Source organism: Flexivirga alba (assembly GCF_042661025.1).
GTDB classification, from domain to species: domain Bacteria; phylum Actinomycetota; class Actinomycetes; order Actinomycetales; family Dermatophilaceae; genus Flexivirga; species Flexivirga alba.
The window spans coordinates 3395664-3412721 of sequence record NZ_JBHSWH010000001.1; the positions used below are offsets into that span (position 1 = coordinate 3395664).

At 63.0% G+C, this 17058-nt stretch carries 20 protein-coding genes; 16 read left to right on the forward strand and 4 right to left on the reverse strand.

Features of this window, described 5'->3' with window-relative positions; translation table 11 throughout:
* The first annotated feature begins 459 nt into the window (after positions 1–459).
* The 10 genes from ACFQDH_RS16685 to ACFQDH_RS16730 are packed head-to-tail and all read left to right on the forward strand — an operon-like array spanning position 460 to position 6968.
* Positions 460–1146 carry an NAD(P)-dependent oxidoreductase gene (locus ACFQDH_RS16685; protein WP_382403524.1) on the forward strand — a complete coding sequence of 229 codons (687 nt, stop codon included), beginning with the start codon at positions 460–462 and terminating at the stop codon, positions 1144–1146.
* Positions 1098–1415: an NAD(P)-dependent oxidoreductase gene (locus ACFQDH_RS16690; protein WP_382404888.1), complete on the forward strand. Its 318-nt coding sequence runs from the start codon at positions 1098–1100 to the stop codon at positions 1413–1415. The genes ACFQDH_RS16685 and ACFQDH_RS16690 overlap by 49 nt, the downstream gene beginning before the upstream one ends.
* A gap of 57 nt (positions 1416–1472) precedes the next feature.
* A complete protein-coding gene (locus ACFQDH_RS16695; protein ID WP_382403525.1) occupies positions 1473–2318 on the forward strand; it encodes a transporter substrate-binding domain-containing protein in 846 nt (281 codons plus the stop codon).
* Between the two features lie 7 nt (positions 2319–2325).
* Entirely contained in the window at positions 2326–2973 is a 648-nt protein-coding gene (locus ACFQDH_RS16700; protein WP_382403526.1) for an amino acid ABC transporter permease, read from the forward strand.
* Positions 2974–2988: 15 nt separating this feature from the next.
* Positions 2989–3630: an amino acid ABC transporter permease gene (locus ACFQDH_RS16705; protein WP_382403527.1), complete on the forward strand. Its 642-nt coding sequence runs from the start codon at positions 2989–2991 to the stop codon at positions 3628–3630.
* Positions 3627–4406, forward strand: a complete 780-nt coding sequence (locus ACFQDH_RS16710) for an amino acid ABC transporter ATP-binding protein (protein ID WP_382403528.1) — start codon at positions 3627–3629, stop codon at positions 4404–4406. The genes ACFQDH_RS16705 and ACFQDH_RS16710 overlap by 4 nt, the downstream gene beginning before the upstream one ends.
* Positions 4406–5221, forward strand: a complete 816-nt coding sequence (locus tag ACFQDH_RS16715) for an IclR family transcriptional regulator (RefSeq protein ID WP_382403529.1) — start codon at positions 4406–4408, stop codon at positions 5219–5221. The genes ACFQDH_RS16710 and ACFQDH_RS16715 overlap by 1 nt, the downstream gene beginning before the upstream one ends.
* A gap of 36 nt (positions 5222–5257) precedes the next feature.
* Entirely contained in the window at positions 5258–5488 is a 231-nt protein-coding gene (locus ACFQDH_RS16720; RefSeq protein ID WP_382403530.1) for a hypothetical protein, read from the forward strand.
* Positions 5489–5520: 32 nt separating this feature from the next.
* Positions 5521–6018 (forward strand): GIY-YIG nuclease family protein, encoded by a 498-nt coding sequence (locus ACFQDH_RS16725; RefSeq protein ID WP_382404889.1) that lies wholly within the window; start codon positions 5521–5523, stop codon positions 6016–6018.
* A gap of 35 nt (positions 6019–6053) precedes the next feature.
* Complete coding sequence (locus ACFQDH_RS16730; RefSeq protein WP_382403531.1) at positions 6054–6968, forward strand: FRG domain-containing protein; 915 nt, start codon at positions 6054–6056, stop codon at positions 6966–6968.
* Between the two features lie 352 nt (positions 6969–7320).
* On the opposite strand, the gene ACFQDH_RS16735 is transcribed toward ACFQDH_RS16730, so the two are convergent.
* Positions 7321–8352 carry a C40 family peptidase gene (locus tag ACFQDH_RS16735; protein WP_382403532.1) on the reverse strand — a complete coding sequence of 344 codons (1032 nt, stop codon included), beginning with the start codon at positions 8350–8352 and terminating at the stop codon, positions 7321–7323.
* Positions 8353–8449: 97 nt separating this feature from the next.
* On the opposite strand from ACFQDH_RS16735, the gene ACFQDH_RS16740 reads away from it, so the two are divergent.
* Complete coding sequence (locus ACFQDH_RS16740; RefSeq protein WP_382403533.1) at positions 8450–8914, forward strand: hypothetical protein; 465 nt, start codon at positions 8450–8452, stop codon at positions 8912–8914.
* The gene (locus ACFQDH_RS16745; RefSeq protein WP_382403534.1) at positions 8911–9297 is read left to right on the forward strand and encodes a hypothetical protein; all 387 of its coding nucleotides are present in this window, start codon (positions 8911–8913) and stop codon (positions 9295–9297) included. The genes ACFQDH_RS16740 and ACFQDH_RS16745 overlap by 4 nt, the downstream gene beginning before the upstream one ends.
* A gap of 2 nt (positions 9298–9299) precedes the next feature.
* Here the strand turns inward: ACFQDH_RS16745 and ACFQDH_RS16750 are convergent, their stop codons facing one another.
* Positions 9300–9896, reverse strand: a complete 597-nt coding sequence (locus ACFQDH_RS16750) for a hypothetical protein (protein ID WP_382403535.1) — start codon at positions 9894–9896, stop codon at positions 9300–9302.
* 118 nt (positions 9897–10014) lie between these two features.
* On the opposite strand from ACFQDH_RS16750, the gene ACFQDH_RS16755 reads away from it, so the two are divergent.
* Together ACFQDH_RS16755 and ACFQDH_RS16760 are read left to right on the forward strand one after the other, a co-directional pair.
* Entirely contained in the window at positions 10015–10770 is a 756-nt protein-coding gene (locus ACFQDH_RS16755) for a DUF5919 domain-containing protein (protein WP_382403536.1), read from the forward strand.
* A gap of 34 nt (positions 10771–10804) precedes the next feature.
* Entirely contained in the window at positions 10805–11275 is a 471-nt protein-coding gene (locus ACFQDH_RS16760) for an NUDIX domain-containing protein (protein ID WP_382403537.1), read from the forward strand.
* Here the strand turns inward: ACFQDH_RS16760 and ACFQDH_RS16765 are convergent.
* Together ACFQDH_RS16765 and ACFQDH_RS16770 are read right to left on the reverse strand one after the other, a co-directional pair.
* A complete protein-coding gene (locus ACFQDH_RS16765; RefSeq protein WP_382403538.1) occupies positions 11243–11812 on the reverse strand; it encodes an HD domain-containing protein in 570 nt (189 codons plus the stop codon). The genes ACFQDH_RS16760 and ACFQDH_RS16765 overlap by 33 nt on opposite strands.
* Before the next feature lie 83 nt (positions 11813–11895).
* Positions 11896–12180 (reverse strand): hypothetical protein, encoded by a 285-nt coding sequence (locus ACFQDH_RS16770; RefSeq protein WP_382403539.1) that lies wholly within the window; start codon positions 12178–12180, stop codon positions 11896–11898.
* Between the two features lie 183 nt (positions 12181–12363).
* On the opposite strand from ACFQDH_RS16770, the gene mobF reads away from it, so the two are divergent.
* Complete coding sequence (gene mobF, locus ACFQDH_RS16775; RefSeq protein ID WP_382403540.1) at positions 12364–15333, forward strand: MobF family relaxase; 2970 nt, start codon at positions 12364–12366, stop codon at positions 15331–15333.
* A 153-nt stretch (positions 15334–15486) separates the two neighbouring features.
* Complete coding sequence (locus tag ACFQDH_RS16780; RefSeq protein ID WP_382403541.1) at positions 15487–17058, forward strand: type I restriction-modification system subunit M; 1572 nt, start codon at positions 15487–15489, stop codon at positions 17056–17058.

Here is a 17058-nt window from a genome sequence, read left to right on the forward strand (position 1 = left end):
GGCGGCGCATCGCCCACTATGGGCGCCCTTCCCGCCACGTAACAGAGCCGCATGATTCACGGGGTCGCAGGACAGATCTAGATGTGCGAGCGGGTCGATCCGCGAACCTGGTGATGAGTTTCCCGCGCCACACGCACGCGGTGGTGACGACCGACTCTTTTTCCGCGTCGAGCGGGCGCGCCAACTCACCCGGACCGCCGTGCGCGGGTCATCGCAGCGCGATGGTCGAAGCCCGACCCGAACGCGTCGGGAGCAAAGTTCGTGTCGATCGCCCTCCCGACGGCTCCATGGTGGGGCCATCGTCCGCATCTCTGCCACTTCTGAAGCTGTCGACTCGTGACGGCTCCACCGGCGCGGGACGTACGCGACACGGAGAGGCGGAGCGCGCCGAACGAGAGAGAGACAAGACCTACGCGATCTATATCGCGATATGGGAGCAACGCTCATATCATGGGAATCATGAAGATTCTGCTCCCTGACACTCTCAGCTTGGACCCAGTCCTGCCCGCGGACTGGCAAGCGGTCACCGTCGATGCTCGGAAGCCGATCCCGCACGAGCAGGATGATGCCGAAGCGCTCGTGCTCTGGGGATCGACGCCCGACCACATCTTGTCGGCAAGTCGTAATCTGCACCGGCTTCGGTTCGTTCAGACGTTGTCCGCCGGCGCAGATGTAGTGGTCGACGCGGGCTTCAATTCCGACGTCATCCTCGCGGCTGGCTCAGGCTTACACGATCAGACTGTCGCTGAGCACACAATGGCACTCCTGCTTTCCCTCGTACGCGAGCTTCCAATCGCCCTCCACTGCCAGGAGCGGCATGAATGGAGTCCGGCCCTCGGCGGAGTACGCGATCTGCATCCGCCCGGGAAAATTACCACCCTGCTTGATACCCGAACGCTGATATTGGGGTTCGGACGAATCGGACAGACACTCGGTCGGATCCTTCAGCAGTTCGGCTCGTCGGTGACGGGCGTGGCGCGGTCAACTGGCGAGCGGGCTGGTTTCCCGGTCATCGCTCTGGAGGCGATGATGGCCGAACTCCCCGAACAGACGTCCTCATCAGTCTCCTGCCGGGAACGAACGAAACGCAAGGCCTCATCGGGGCACCAATGTTCGGCGCGCTCCCGAACCGAGCACTGTTCCTGAACGTGGGGCGCGGATCAGTCGTCGACCAGGATTCCCTCGCCCGGGCCCTTCGCTCGAGCCACATTGCGGGAGCTGCCTTGGATGTGACGGCACCTGAGCCGTTACCCCCTGAGCATCCCCTCTGGGACGTACCAGGACTCATCATCACGCCACACGCAGCCGGGGGACGTCCTGTGGGGGCAGCGCGCCTGATCGAGCGCAACATACGCGCTTTGGCGGAGCACCTGCCGATCGAGAATCTCGTGACGAGTTCGCGGCGTAACCCTTGACATCGGCCTCGATCAGCATAATGCTCGTTCTCACGAGGTGGAAGTCCCTCTCTCACCATGAGAATTGGAGATTGGCATGAAGACCAGACGTACTGCCGCGATCGCAGCGTTCGTAGCGCTGCCGCTCGTACTCGCTGGCTGCTCGGGTGGAGGTGGTGGAACTGCCGGAAGCGGTTCATCCAGCTCACAGGTCCAGAAGATCATCAAGCGCGGCACGCTTCGCGTAGCGGTCCTGCCAGACTTCCCCCGAGCAGCGTGAAGGACACGAACGGCAAAATCGTCGGGTACGAGCCAGACATCGCGGCAGCTTTGGCGAAATCGCTTGGCGTGAAACTTCAACTCGTCGCCATCGACGGAACCGCTCGTCTTTCCGTCATGCAATCTGGCCGCGCCGACGTCAACATCTCGTCGTACACCGCGACCGACGAACGCGCTCAGAAGGTCGGATTCACCATCCCCTACAAGGCCCAGGGTGCGGCAGTACTCTTCCGCAAGTCGAAACCCATCTCAAGCTTGCAGGGGCTCGAAGGCAAGACGGTTGCTGTCGCACGGGGTAGCACAAACGACACTATTGTGACCAACGATTTCCCCAAGGCGAAGCCTGTCCGGTTTGACAACATCGCGGATGCGCTCCAAGCACTCAAGTCAGGCAAGACCGACGCCGTCATGGAGGAGTCAACAACTGTTGCCAAGGACGCCAAAGCGAATCCTGGGCTCGCAGTGCTCAAAACTGCACCCATCAGCCCCGACCTGATCTCAATGGGTGTTCTGCCGAATCAACAAATCTGGAAGAACTATCTGGATAACTTCATCCGCAACATGATTGCGTCTGGGCAAGACCAAAAGCTTTATAAGAAGTGGTTTAATGCGGACCTCCCGAGCATCATCACCAACCAGCCGTAAGTTGTAGATGAACTTCCAAATTGCTGCTCAGTACCTCCCAGAGCTGCTTAAAGCGCTGGGAACGAGCGTCTACGTAACTGCGATAGGTTTCATCGCCGGCGCGCTCATTGGAATGCCGCTCGCGCTGGCGAAATCTGGAAAAACCGCGCTTCTCAGTTGGCCAAGCCGCGCTTATATCGAGGTATTTCGAAATACGCCACTACTTGTTCAGCTTTATCTATTCTACTTCGGACTCGGTCAGATTGGGATAAACCTCAGCCCGATCGTCTCCGTCGTTCTCGGTCTGACTTTGAACAATGCTGCATATACCGCCGAGATATTTCGTGCGGGCCTCCAGTCTGTCCCGGACGGACTGAAAGAAGCTGCCACCGTTCTCGGGCTATCTCGTACGCAGGAATTCAGATACATACTCTTGAAGCCCGCGATCCGTAACACGCTTCCAGCCTTGACGAATCAACTCATCGTTCTGTTCTTGTTTTCGTCAGTCGCGTCGGTTATATCGCTCAACGAACTCACCAACGAACTCAACCAGCTCGTCTCACAGACTCAGCTGACGCTCGAACTGTTCGCTTTCGGCGCAGCCCTATACTACGCGGTTTCAGCCGTCCTGGCACTAATGTCGCGTGTGGCCGAGAAAACCGTCTTTCGCTGGTAGCTAAGGAGCCGATGCATGAGCCAAATTATTCACTTTCTGCCAGCTCTCCTGACCGGTCTCAAATTGACCGTCACGCTCGTCGTCATATCAGCGCTCGCCGGCACCGTCATCGGTGTCGCATTGGGCCTTGCTGCGACGTGCCCTCTCGCCCCCGCACGGTGGATCAGCGCGATATATACGAACGTGATACGGGGGATCCCGCCTCTCGTGATATTATTCTTCATGTACTTTGCATTGCCGATCCTCTTCCCTGCACTAGCCTTCTCCGCCATGGTCACGGGTATAATCGGCCTCTCGGTTTATACCGCTGCCTATATGTCCGAAATCATTCGCGGAAGCGTCCTAGCCGTGCCACGTGGTCAGTCCGAAGCAGCAGACGTGCTCGCTATGGGTTATTTCCTGAAGATCAGATACATTCTGCTTCCCCAGGCTACGAAGATTGCGCTCCCTTCTGGAGTTGGGTTCCTCATTTCCTTAGTGAAAGCATCGGCCCTCGCGTCAGTTATCGGTGTCACGGAGCTCACCGATGAGGGCCACATCGTGAGCACGTTGAACAATGAGCCACTGACAGTCTTCATCGTCGTCGCGGTTTTATACTTCATTATTTCTTACCCGCTCGCCCTCGTTGGCCGTCACTACGAACGGAAGCTCGCATGAGTAGTGCAGCAAGATCCCCCTTAAGTCCGAACGATCAAACAACGGATGAGCCGGTTGTCACTGTGCGCGGCTTGCACAAACACTTCAAGCAGCATGAGGTGTTAAAAGGAATCGACCTTGATGTTTTTCAAAATCAAGTTGTCTGCGTACTCGGACCATCGGGCTCGGGGAAGAGCACCCTATTACGCTGTTTGAACGGCTTGGAAGAGTTCGACGGAGGAACGGTGTCAGTACTCGGACACCAAGTCGGCAAGTCGCACGCAGAACTGCAAGCGGTCCGCCGCAAGACAGGGATGGTTTTCCAATCATTCAATGTATTCCCGCACTTGAGTGTCATCGATAACATCACGCTCGCCCCCCGCAAGGTAAAGAAGACCCCTACCGCGGCTGCGTCGGAGCGTGCCAGAGAGCTTCTCGGACAGGTCAAACTGGAAGGCCGCGAGAGCGCGTACCCGAGCCAATTGTCGGGAGGGCAGCAGCAGCGGGTTGCAATCGCGCGGGCACTAGCTATGGATCCCAAGCTCATGCTCTTCGATGAACCGACGTCAGCGCTGGATCCTGAGACCATCGGGGAAGTGCTCAGCGTGATGCGGGATCTCGCCACAGCCGGGATGACCATGATTATCGTGACCCACGAAATCGGCTTCGCAAGGGAGGTCGCGGACCGGGTCGTGTTCATGGACGATGGGGTCGTCATTGAGACCGGCACTCCGACGGAGGTCCTTGGTGAGCCCAAGATGGAGCGAACCAAGATGTTTCTCAACAAGGTGTTGTGATGCCGAGCCAGGTTGCTCCGGATGATCGACTGATCGCTGATGGATCGGCGCCGACACCCTCGCGGAACATGCTCGAAAAGGCGCTTCAGCTGCTTAAAGCTCTCGGGGCTAGCCCGACCGGGGGCGAACAGGCAGCCGAACTCGCGAGATCATGCGAGGTCCCGTTGAGTACCGCCTATCGCCTACTCAGTGATCTAGTCGATCACGGGTTTGTCGAGATCGACCGCCAAACAAAACGCTACAGCCTGGGCCTTGAGATATATGCGTTGAGTCAGTCACTGGCGCAATCGCGCGGTCTGACGGGCGTTGCTCGGCCTATTTTGGAATCTCTCGCACGCGAAACGGGAGAAGCGACGCTCCTTGCCGCACGTGACGGAGGGCGGCAGATATATGTGCACTATGTGCCAGGCCCGCACCTAGTTTCCGTCGTCGGCCGCCCAGGAACTGTCGGTCCGCTGCACTGCACCGCAATGGGTAAGATTCTTGTAGCGATGGCACCCGAGCCAGTTCGCATCGAGCTCACGGAGACGGTGGATCTGAGCCACTTCGGCCCGAATTGCATTACCGATCGGGACGCTTTCCGACGGGAGATTCTGAAGGTACGAGATCAAGGGTGGGCGTCGGCCGACGAGGAACATGAAGCCGGCATCCGTGCAGTCGCTGTTCCTGTACTCGATCCTGACGGACGTGGTGCCCGCCTGGCAATCTCTGTCGCTGGTCCGTCGCTAAGGGTGGAGGTTACGCAAATGTACGAGTGGCTGCCCCGGTTGCGGGATGCCGCCCGAGAGATTGCGTTAACCATGCCCCGTGAGTAGGAATATGGGCACTGACGGATCTAACGGGCGGCGCTGGTGAGGCTACGCGAAGAACGACTCGCCGAGAAAGAACTCGCCGCCGAGCGGGAACGACTCACCAAAGAACACACCCACTACAGCAACGTCTACGACGAGCTCATCGCGCAAGGACGCACCGACGAAGCCGAACAGATCCGGGAGCGCATCACCGCCATCGACGCCGCGATCGAGCGCAACGACTACCGCGCCGCGAACATCCGCGCCAGCTATACGTCATCAGCAACGTAGGTGCCTTCGGCGCCAATGTCGTCAAGATCGGCCTGACCCGCCGCCTGGAACCGATGGACCGCGTCCGCGAACTGGGCGGCGCATCCGTCCCCTTCCCGTTCGACGTCCACATCCTGTACTTCCCCGACGACGCCGTCACCCTCGAGGCCCAACTGCACCAGGCCTTCGCCGGCCGCAAACTCAACAACGTCAACCTGCGTCGCGAATTCTTCTTCGCCACGCCCGCAGAAGTAAAAGCCGAACTTGAGAAGAACGTCGGATCGCTGCTGGAGTACGTTGACGCCACCAGTCTCGGAACAGTGCCTGCAAAGCCTCGATACCTGGGCGGACAAGAGCGAGAGACGTTTCGACAACGTGATATAGCTCGTTCTGACCCTCGGGACGAACTCGGAAGGCGTACACCGGACCCGACGTGGCCGAACAAGATCACCGTGTTGCACCTCTTCGAAACGCACTCGACGTCGTGCGTCATACCGCCGCGAACGATCGATCGGCACGGGGACCTCTTGGCGTTGTGTGTGCGTCGTTAGCACCCACAAGAGCGCTCAGGCTCTAGAGTCGCGGTGTGGCCAAACCTCCGAAGTTCGATGAGTGGCTATCCCATGGTTGGGCTCTCCAGGTAGACACCCCACATCAGCTCTTCCGTATCATCAGCCACATCGCTCTACTTGAGCAGAGCCGGACTTACGCATGGCGCGGCCAGAACGATGCATCGTGGGACCTGAGTTCCTCGCTGTACCGCCAGTTGGCTCAGCCTGGCATGAACGTCACTGAGAACGTGATGCGTGTTCGTGAATTGCAGATTCTGGAGGAGGCAAGGCGCTGGGGCTTGGGGCGTGACCTTGGCCCATCGGCCACCGACATGCACATGCTTGCGGTCCTGCAACATCACGGAGTCCCGACCCGGCTCATCGACGTGACCTCAAACCCGATGACGGCGTTATGGTTCGCGGTTGAGGAACACAAACCGGACAAAGGGGTCGTGCGACGCAGCGCAGGTGTCCTCTTCGCAATCGACGTCACCAAAACACCCTGGTACGAAACGTTCCAGCACGCTGGTGGCCAGACAGTTGCCCAGTTAGAGAATCCCCTCGCCGGCTCTTACAAGCTCGCGCTCGATAAGTCCCGAGTCGACAGAGAAATGTTCCGGGCGTTTCCTGCGCTTCCGGATGAGCGAATGAAAGCGCAGGAAGGTTTCTTCATCAGCAGCGCAGTCCCCACGCGTCATAGAGCGCCCGGCGTAAAGGGATTCAATCCGATAGGTTCAGTCCCTGGCGAGGAAAGGTTACGCAAGCTTCTCGTGACAGAGCGTGGGCAAGGTCGCCCCGCCAGCGTCCCTTTCTGTGCAATAGTTATTCCAGCGGCCGTCAAAGATAAGATCCGCGATCCGCTCAAGCGCACCTACAATCGGCGCCGTCGCGTGCTCTTCCCGGATGTCGATGGATTCCGCGAGGGACTCCTTCGTGGTCAACTCGATTAGGGCGAATCACGCTTCTCCGGGTCAGCCTGACGTGTAGATTTGCGCGACGCGCCACAAGAGCCCGTCGATGACTGACGGAAATCTTGGGAGATCGCTGCCCTCACCGGCGGCGACTGTCTTCGGCCTCGCTGACTCGGACGGCGCAGTCGTCCGCCGCACGAATCCGGACTCAGCCGTGCGTCTAACCGCCGCGAGTGACGAAGTCGAAGTTCCGCGACAGCTCGACCTACGGCAGCGGCGCCGGGGCAAGGCAAAGGACCAGCAGCGCTCTGTCCCAGCGCAGCAGCCCTTTCTGCAAACCAGCGTTCGGCAACTGTCGGTTGCCGAACGTTCGACCTGCGACGCGGAGTGCTCACTCGATGTGCCTCATCGCTGACAATCCACCGGCGACGAATGAGGAGAAGGTGACGACGTGAACGACGCCACCGGGGTGGGGTGCTTCGACGACGAGAGCGCGGCCGATGTACATGCCGACGTGGCCGGGCGACGCGAGAGTGCCGTAGGAGCCGGGGGTGAGGATGAGGTCACCGGGCAGGAGCTGTGCAACGTCCGTGGGCACGCCGTCGTTGACTTGCTGTTTGGTGGTCCGGCCGAGCTGGACTCCGGCCGTTGCCCAGGATGCAGACGTGAGCCCGGAGCAATCGTAGGCGTTCGGCCCGGATGCCGCCCACACGTAGGGTTTGCCCAGTTGCGCGAGCGCGGTCGTCACGGCGCTGGTTGCGGGCGCGCTCGTGCCGGCCGGCAGGGTGAATCCGACTGGTAATCCGAACGATCCGCCGTTCGGGGGTGCCTTGCCGCCGGTCTGGCCGCCGCAGTCGAGATGCGCAGTGGTGCGTTTCGCTGCGTCCAGGATCGTGTTCGCTCTGCCGAGCACCTTGAGGTAGTTGCCGCCGACAACGCTGGACCAGCCATTCGCGCTGGTCGGGCGTCCGTTCCACGCCGACTTCTGCACCGCTTGACCGGCCTGCCAGGGCGTCATGCCAGCCCAGGAAGGGACGTTGAGCAAAGCGTTGAGGAACAGGTTGGTCGAAGTCGTCGGGTCCATGCGTTGCACAGCGGTGCCCCAGTTCGCCCGCTGCTGGAAGAGTCCCAGTGAGTCATGGTCCCCGTGGTCGAGCACTCGCAGTCCGGACTCGGCGAGCGCGACCATCACGGCAATCAACGCGGCTCGGTCGCCACCGCGGGACTCGGCAACGGCGACGAGCAGGTGCGCGTTCTGCGCCTGGTCGGGTTGCAGCCCCGCGATCGGTCCGGATCCCGCACACACCGGTCCGACCGCGCTCGGTTGCTGTCCTGCCGCGGCGACGGTCGACAAGCCGAGGATCCCTCCTCCGGCGAACACCACGGCGGCCGCGGCAGCCGCTGCTCCCGCATGACTGGTCACAGGTGCTGGACCGGCGCGCAGGGGCACGATCCGACCAGACAGCCCGATGGTGCCCCGTCCTGCCGGTGCCGTAATTGACGAAGGTGGGGTGAGGCCCGTGCAGACGGTTCAGACGCCGACGAGTGATGGTGCGGTATCCGACGCCCGCGCACTTGCGCTGGAGCTGGCCGGAGTCCGGCAGTGCCAGTGGCTTGATCCGATGGCACTCGGTGTCGTGCTTCGGCCGGAGGAAGCTGCGTTCCGAGTGGTCGCCGCGTCGTTCGCCATACGGCTGGATGGGCAGTGGACCGTAGGAGAGTCGGCTTCCGTCCTGATCACCTCGGAGCGGCTGCTGCTCCGGTTCGGCGCTGGCGAACTTGCCGCGCTGTGGTGGGCCGGTGTCGTGGGTGTGGAGATCGATGTTGAACGCGGCTGGCTGGTGCTCGACTACGGCGACGGGATGCCGCGCGCCATCCTCGGTCCGGCACTCAATGTGCTTGCGGTAGCTGCGGTTTGGGCGTTGTATGGCGCAGAAGCGCTGCTGACACACCGGGCACTGGCTAGCGTGCGGCGCGGCCGATGAGCCGGTTCCAAGTGCTCGATTCGGATGGCGGCTCCGACCTGCCGCCGGGCGTACCGTCGCTGGTCCTGGTCGAGGTCACGGCCGAGTGCGAACAGCGTCAGCAGCCCTGGCCAGCCGGAGGGGCTGCCGGCCATCAGCCGGTGCACGGCTCGCCGCTGATGTGGTTGGAATCGCAGCTGATCCAGCATCCGGCGGGTTGTCGCCCGGGAGTTGCCGCCGGCTTGTTTGGCCGTCACGGTGAGCAGGGGAGCGGTGGCGCCTCGTGCACGTGCGGCCTCAACGCGCGAGATGAACAGGTCGAACACCGCAGTCAGCTTCAGGCGCGTTACCTCCTCATCGGTGAGAGCGAGCTGGTCGGTCGCCCACTGCACGAATTGCGGTGAGGTCATGAGGCTTCGACCCCGAAATACGCGTCTGACTCGTAGGCCACGAACGCGACCGGTTCACCAGGCACGACTCCGGTCACGCCGTGTAGCGAGTCCTGCTGGGCCATTCGAGCCGATCCGCGCGCGCCCTTGGTCGCCGCCGCCCGCAACAGCCGGAACAGCGTCACCGGAGGGAGACATCGCGCCTCACTCTCGTTCTTGCGCAGCCACACCATCGCCTCCGCGAGCTCTTGGCTGGCATACTCCTCGGTCACCTCAACAGGCGCTGAGGCTCCGAGCGGCACAATATGACAACGCGTCCGGGTGCAGATCGCCGCACGCATCGCAAGCCACAACGCCTCTGATTCGCACGTCTGTCCCCGCAGATCGGGACATCTGGCGAGCGCTGCCGCCAACTTGGTGCACTGCTCTTCTCGTGCCATCACCGAATCCCCTTCTCCCGGCTCGAGGTCTGAGCTGTCTTCGGACTCCAGGTAAGACCGATCGTCGGCACCAGCGCGGGATCCGTCGTCGTCCTGTGGACGAAGGGCGGCATCGACCGAAGTTGTCCACAGGTGAGCCGTGGTGCTTGCCTTCCGGGCCGGGTGCGTGGTCATGGGGGCCTCCTCGTCGGGTGAGTCCATCGCATCGCGGCGGGGGAGACGGGACCACCGCGCGCAGGGACACCCCAGGACGTCTTGCGCTTGACCAAACGTCCGCGGAAAGAAGACCAGCATGAGCAACGAACGGCTTCGAGCGGCGATCGCTTCGGCTGGCCTGACCCTCGAAGAGGTCGGCGACCGCGTCGAGGTCGACGCCAAGACGGTGGAACGCTGGATCTCGACGGGAAGGGTCCCGCATGCGACGAACCGGTTCGCAGTGGCGACGTTGGTCGGGAAGTGCACCGAGTTTCTTTGGCCGTCAACGCTATCCGAGGCTCGCACCCGATCGGTCAGTGAGGCAGAGTTTGTCATGATCTACCCCAGCCGGGGCGCGGTGCCCTCCAGCACCTGGGCGGCCCTGCTCGCCGACGCACACGAGTCGATCGACATTCTTGCCTTTGCGGCGAGCTTCCTCGTCGACACCGTCCCCGACTTCATCGACACGATTGCCGGCTGCGCGCGCTCGGGCGTTCGTGTCCGGTTGCTCTTCGGTGACCCGGCGAGCGACGCTGTGCGACTTCGCGGCGAGGAGGAGGGCATCGGCGACTCACTCGCGGGACGATGCGTCCTGACCTGGCGCTACCTGCGTCCGTTGATCGCCACGTCCGGAGTGCAGGCCCGGACGCACCGCTCGACGCTCTACACCTCGATCTTCCGCTTCGACGACGACCTCTTCGCGAACACGCACGTCTACGGCTCTGCGGCCAACCAGTCGCCGGTGATCCATCTGCACCGCATCGCGGGTGGGCGGATGTTCAGCGACTACCTCGAAGGTTTCGAGCGCACCTGGGAGCGCGCGGTCGAGGCCGGCCCCGATCACGTCGTCTAGGCACGCGGACACATGCGCGGCGTACTGTCGACGCATGGGACGCATCGACTACATCGACGACCCGAACGCCCCGCAGGCCAACAGTGTGGTGCCGTCCGTGACGGCCGTGGTCCAGGATGAACGTGCCCGAATCCTGTTGATTCGCAAGGTCGACAACGACCTGTGGGCGTTGCCTGGTGGTGGTCATGACATTGGCGAGTCGATCCGTGACACCGTCGTGCGCGAGGTGCTGGAGGAGACCGGCTACCGCGTCGAGGTCCTCCGGCTCGCAGGCACTTACACCAACCCGCGGCACGTCATGGCGTATGACGACGGCGAGGTGCGGCAGCAGTTCTCGCTCTGCTTCGTCTGTCGTCTCGTGGGTGGGGAGGCGCGAACGAGCAATGAAAGCAAAGCAGTTCGATGGGTCGATCGGGAGGACCTGACCGAATTGTCGATGCACCCTTCGATGAGACTGCGCATCGATCAGGCGCTAGCCGGTGAACGGGAGGCCTTCATCGGCTGACGGCAGGCCCAGCGAGACCGCGGCCCGGTGCGCGGCCGCTCGAAGCTCGTGTTGGGAGCGTGCAACCGCGCGGTGCACAGGGTGCGAGTCGTCATACCTGCCAAGGATCTCCACGATCCGTGCGTCGACACCGACTCGCTGTCCGATCGGCGACGTGGTCATGTCGGCGAGAATGAGAATGTCGAGCAGGGCTTGCTTCGGTCGGTCGATCAGCCGGAGCTCTTCGCTGAGACCGCGCTCTCCAGCCTCGACATCGGCGCCCGAGTGATAGGCGACCAGTCCGACGACGTCAGGCGCAAAGCCTCGCGACGCGACGTAGCGCGCTCCGTCAAGCGGGTGAAAACCGGTGGTCGAAACCTCATCTGCATAGCCGACGTCGTGCAGCCAGGCTGCAGCGGCGAGTTCGTTACGGTCGGGGTGCCCGTGCGTGAGTTCGTGAGTGCGAGCGGCGACGCCACGGACGTGCTGCCACCGCGCGCCCGACATTTCCAACAGTCGTCGCGCCAGGGATTCAGCCTCGGAAGGTCCTGCAGGCACGGGGTCCACCGTAGTTGGCGTGTCGGGTAGGCGCGGGCGGAACATCCTGGTGCGCACTCTGACGGCATACACGACTTGTGTCCTCATGAATCCTTCCGAGGCGCATCTGGCGTTGAGCGGGCGAGATGGATCCACCGGCGGACCGCTCTGGTCGTCTCGTCGAGCAGTTGCGCAGTCCGCTCAGCGCCCGAGACGTCGACCAGCCGGCGGATCGCGGCGGCAACCGCCAGGTCGGACGCGTCGACCTTGGTCTGGAGCTTGCTTCGGGCCAGCTGCGCTCGCGTGACCGCGGCTAGCGCCTCGGCTTCGGCGCGTTGTGCGTCGCGCAGTCTCTGTCTCGCATTGTCGTTCACCGGGTATGCCGACACGGTCGTCTCCTTCGTCGTTTGCGGAGACAACGCCAGGTTCGGGTCACCCAGCCCGCTCGACCGGCACGATTCCGTCCTGATCAACGATCACCAGGGCGACCGCGAACCAAGCTCGCCGCAACTGGCCGAGCTCTCCACAGCTCACATCAGTCGTGCCACACGTCTGGCACCAAGGTGCGCGGGGTGCTTGCCGGGGTGCCCCGGCGCGGACGTCCCCTTGCCGTGACGATGTCGATCCGACGGATGACCCTGGGTGCGGGATACCGCTACCTGATGTCATCGGTCGCACGCCTTGACCAGGTCGGTCCGGCCAGGGGCCTGACGGCGTACTACGCAGCCGAGGGCACGCCGCCGGGCCGTTTTCTCGGTGCTGGTCTGGCCGGGCTCAACAACGGCCGCGGCGTCGCGTCGGGCTCGATCGTGACGGAGGAGGCGCTCTGGCGGATGCTCGGGATGCTGCAGGATCCGGTCACCCGGGATCCGTTGGGTCGCCGTCCGCCGAGTTCCGACACGGTGTACGTGGACAAGGCCGGCCAGGTCAGGAAGGCCCGACGGCCGGTCGCCGGTTTCGATCTGACCTTCTCCGCACCGAAGTCGGTGTCGGTCGCTTGGGCGCTGGCCGACGACGCGACCCGAGACCGGATCTACGCGGCCCATCACCGTGCCCTAGAGGCAGTGATCGGGTATGCCGAGCGACGAGTGTTCGCCACCCGCGTCGGAAAGGGCGGCGTCATACAGGACGACGTTTTGGGGGTTGTCGCTGCGGCCTTCGATCACTGGGACTCCCGAGCGCATGATCCGCAGCTGCACACTCACGTGGTGGTCCTCAACCGCGTCCAAGCTGCCTGCGATGGGTTGTGGCGCACGGTGGATTCAAGGGCGTTGCACCGTGCCGCGGTTGGCCTGTCGGAGTTGTACAACGGGATCCTCGCCGACGAGATCACCGCGGAGCTCGGCTGGGAGTGGACCCCCGAGCAGCGTCGCCATTCACCCGAGCCGAAGTGGGAGATCGCCGGCATACCGCCCGATCTACGGGACCACTTCTCTCAGCGGTCGTCGGTGATCGAGTTCGCGAAAGACGCGCTCGCTGCCCAGTTCACGCAGTCTCACGGCCGGCCGCCTGTCGGCCGCGAAATCATCCAACTCCGACAGCAGGCCACTCTCGCCACTCGGGACAAGAAGGACGTGCAACCGCTGTCCGAGCTGATGCGGGTATGGCGTGACCGGGCCCGCGCGTTTGTCGGGGGTACTCCGCAAGAGTGGCTTAATGGCCTCAACACGGCACGCGGGTCGAACAAGCCAGATTCCTGCCGAACCACCCCGCCACGACTACTGACCGCCGACGAGATAGGCGACGAATCCCTCGAAGCGACAGCGGCGTCGGCACTGGCGAGGGTGTCCGACAAGCGGGCCACGTTCAACCGAGCCAACTTGCTGGCACAAGCACTTCGGGAGCTGCACGGCATTCGTTTTGCCGCCCCCGCCGACCGCATCACAGCAGCCGAGAAAGCCGCAACGTTCGCGACCCAACAGGCGGTGATGCTCACCCCGCAAGATCCCGAGCCGGTGCCTGCCGAGCTGCGCCGTCAGGACGGCACGAGCCGGCTACGCCCCCGGGACAGTGAACTCTTCTCCACTCGCGAAATCCTCGACGCCGAAACACGACTGCTCGCCGCTGCCGACGCAACCGACGCACCCACCGCACCACCACCGGATTTCGCCGCTGACGGCAATGCGGCCGGACTGTCGCCGGAGCAGACCGCCGCAGTCGCTGCAGTCACCACCTCTGGGAGGCGTCTGGATCTGATCGTTGGACCGGCAGGGACGGGCAAGACCCGGACTATGGCTGCGGTCCGGGCCGTCTGGGAAACGGGGTACGGAGGTGGCTCTGTGGTCGGACTCGCGCCGTCAGCCGCTGCTGCTCAAGTGCTCGCCGATGCGGTCGGCGTCCCAGCAGAGAACACCGCCAAATGGATCAGCGAACAGGCCCGCTATCCCCACCGAGCAAAGCGCCTCGAACAGCTCAGCACCCGCCTGTCCCGCGCGTACCCGTCGCCGGAAACGCGGCGCGTGCAGGCCGAATATGTCTCAGCAAGAGCAGAATTCGAACGGTGGAGGCTGGGGCCGGGGACGTTGGTCATCGTCGACGAAGCATCGATGGCCAGCACGCGCGACCTCGATCGAATCACCGCCGCCGCGCACGACGCGGGTGCCAAGGTCCTGCTCGTCGGCGACTGGGCTCAACTGTCCCCGGTGCAGGCCGGCGGAGCGTTCAAGCTGCTCGCAGACACCCACCCCGAGGCTCCGACGCTGCACGACGTACGCCGATTCCAGCACGAATGGGAACGCGACGCCAGCCTCCGGCTACGTGCAGGAGACGTCACCGTCGCCAAAACCTACCTCGCGCACGGAAGAGTCAAATTCGGTCAACGGGAGGATCTGCTGGACCTGCTCTTCGACGCTTGGCGCACCGACACCCGCGCTGGCCTCGCTTCGCTGATGCTCGCCGCTGACGCGGAAACCGTGACTGACCTAAACACGAGAGCCCACGCATACCGGGTCGCGTGCGGCGAAATCGGCCTAACTGGAGTGCACCTCGGCGACGGCACGACCGCCGGAGTCGGCGACACCGTGATCACCAGACTCAACCAGCGCGCTCTTGTCACCGGTCGCGGATGGGTGAAGAACGGCGACGACTGGATTGTGCAAGCAATCAACGAGGATGGCTCGATCCGGCTAGCGCGGCCCGGCGGGGGAGCGATCGCACTGTTGCCGCCGGAGTACGCCACGAATCACCTCGAGCTCGGCTACGCCACCACCGCACACCGTGCCCAAGGGCGCACAGTTGACACCGCGCACGCGTTCCTCAACGCGGCAACGATGCGAGAGCCGCTGTACGTCATGGCTTCCCGCGGCCGAGAGTCGAACCGCTTGTATATCGACACCGCTGTCGACTTGGCCGCAGCTCGAGACCACGGTGGCGAGCAAGGCTTGACCGAACCTGAGTCGGTCCTGCGAGTTGTGATCGCCGCGAGCGGTGCTGACGCGTCCGCGTCGGAAGTTCGCGGGGCCGAGCACCGCGGCACGTGGCGTCCGTCGCCCGACAGAGCCCGCGCTTGCTTTCCCCGAGATGTGCGCGCAACGCGGCTCTGAGACGCTGTAGGGCGTGGATCAGGACACCTACATTTGGCTGAGAACGTGCGTCGGGGAGGTGGAGACCGTCCGTGTCATCGCCGCGGGGTAGCGTCTGCGTCACCCACCCACCCAGACACGTAACGGGCCCGTAAGGGCAGGAGACCAACACCCATGCCACCGATCACCAAAGAAGCCCAACGCGCCGAAGTGCACAAGACGATCTGGCGCATCGCCAACGACCTGCGCGGCAGCATCGACGGCTGGGACTTCAAGAGCTACGTGCTCGGCATGCTGTTCTACCGCTACATCTCCGAGAACCTGACCGCGTTCATCAACGACGAGGAGCGCCGCGCGGGCGACGCCGCGTTTGACTATGCATCGCTGGCTGACGATCAGGCCGAGTTCGGTCGCAAGGACACCGTTGCCGAGAAGGGCTTCTACATCCTGCCGTCGGAGCTGTTCGCCAACGTCCGCAAGCACGCGGCGAGCAACCCGGACCTCAATGAGACTCTGCAGGCGGTCTTCAAGAACATCGAAGGCTCGGCGCTCGGTGCTGACAGCGAGGACGACATCAAGGGCCTGTTCGACGACCTCGACGTCAACAGTTCCAAGCTGGGCAACACCGTCGCCAAGCGCAACGAGAAGCTGGTCAAGTTGCTCGACGCGATCGGTGACCTGCCACTGGGCAACTTCGCCGACCACACGATCGACCTGTTCGGTGACGCCTACGAGTACCTGATGCAGATGTACGCCTCGCAGGCGGGCAAGTCCGGTGGCGAGTACTACACGCCGCAGGAAGTGTCAGAGCTGCTGGCGCGCATCACGGTTGTCGGCAAGAAGACGGTCAACAAGGTCTACGACCCGGCCTGCGGCTCGGGTTCGCTGCTGCTGAAGTTCGCCAAGGTGCTCGGCAAGAACAACGTCCGCAACGGCTTCTACGGTCAGGAGATCAACCTGACGACGTACAACCTGGCACGCATCAACATGTTCCTGCACGACGTCAGCTTCGAGCAGTTCGACATCGCCCATGGCGACACGCTGACCGATCCCCAGCACGAGGACGATGAGCCGTTCGAGGCGATCGTGTCCAATCCGCCGTACTCGATCCGGTGGGATGGTGACGCCAACCCGCTGCTGATCAACGATCCGCGCTACGCCCCGGCTGGCGTGCTGGCACCGAAGTCGAAGGCCGACCTGGCCTTCACGATGCACATCCTCAGCTGGTTGGCCGTGAACGGCACCGCTGCGATCGTCGAGTTCCCGGGCGTGTTGTACCGCGGGGGAGCCGAGCGCAAGATCCGCCAGTACCTGATCGACAACAACTACGTCGACGCCGTCATCCAGTTGCCGCCCGACCTGTTCTTCGGCACCACGATCGCGACCTGCGTCATCGTGCTGAAGAAGTCGAAGAAGGACAGTTCGGTGCTGTTCATTGACGCCAGCTCCGAGTTCACCCGGCAGGGCAACAAGAACAAGCTGACCCAGGACCACCAGGACAAGATCCTCGACCTGTTCACCGAACGCCAGGACGTCGATCACTTCGCCAAGCTCGTCAGCAATGAGGACCTCGCTGCCAATGACTACAACATCGCGGTCTCCTCGTACGTCGAGGAGGAAGACCTCCGCGAGGTTGTGAACATCGACGAACTCAATGCTGAGATCGCCCGCATCGTCGTCCGCCAGCAGCAGCTCCGAGCCTCGATCGACGAGATTGTCGCCGACTTGGAGGGTGCGAAGTTGTGA

What these genes read in the sequence shown, in the direction of transcription:
- ACFQDH_RS16685 (WP_382403524.1), top strand. Translation starts at nt 460, where the DNA reads ATGAAGATTCTGCTCCCTGACACTCTCAGCTTGGACCCAGTCCTGCCC.
- ACFQDH_RS16695 (WP_382403525.1), top strand. Translation starts at nt 1,473, where the DNA reads ATGAGAATTGGAGATTGGCATGAAGACCAGACGTACTGCCGCGATCGC.
- ACFQDH_RS16700 (WP_382403526.1), top strand. Translation starts at nt 2,326, where the DNA reads ATGAACTTCCAAATTGCTGCTCAGTACCTCCCAGAGCTGCTTAAAGCG.
- ACFQDH_RS16705 (WP_382403527.1), top strand. Translation starts at nt 2,989, where the DNA reads ATGAGCCAAATTATTCACTTTCTGCCAGCTCTCCTGACCGGTCTCAAA.
- ACFQDH_RS16710 (WP_382403528.1), top strand. Translation starts at nt 3,627, where the DNA reads ATGAGTAGTGCAGCAAGATCCCCCTTAAGTCCGAACGATCAAACAACG.
- ACFQDH_RS16715 (WP_382403529.1), top strand. Translation starts at nt 4,406, where the DNA reads ATGCCGAGCCAGGTTGCTCCGGATGATCGACTGATCGCTGATGGATCG.
- ACFQDH_RS16745 (WP_382403534.1), top strand. Translation starts at nt 8,911, where the DNA reads ATGAGCCGGTTCCAAGTGCTCGATTCGGATGGCGGCTCCGACCTGCCG.
- ACFQDH_RS16750 (WP_382403535.1), bottom strand. Translation starts at nt 9,896, where the DNA reads ATGACCACGCACCCGGCCCGGAAGGCAAGCACCACGGCTCACCTGTGG.
- ACFQDH_RS16755 (WP_382403536.1), top strand. Translation starts at nt 10,015, where the DNA reads ATGAGCAACGAACGGCTTCGAGCGGCGATCGCTTCGGCTGGCCTGACC.
- ACFQDH_RS16760 (WP_382403537.1), top strand. Translation starts at nt 10,805, where the DNA reads ATGGGACGCATCGACTACATCGACGACCCGAACGCCCCGCAGGCCAAC.
- ACFQDH_RS16780 (WP_382403541.1), top strand. Translation starts at nt 15,487, where the DNA reads ATGCCACCGATCACCAAAGAAGCCCAACGCGCCGAAGTGCACAAGACG.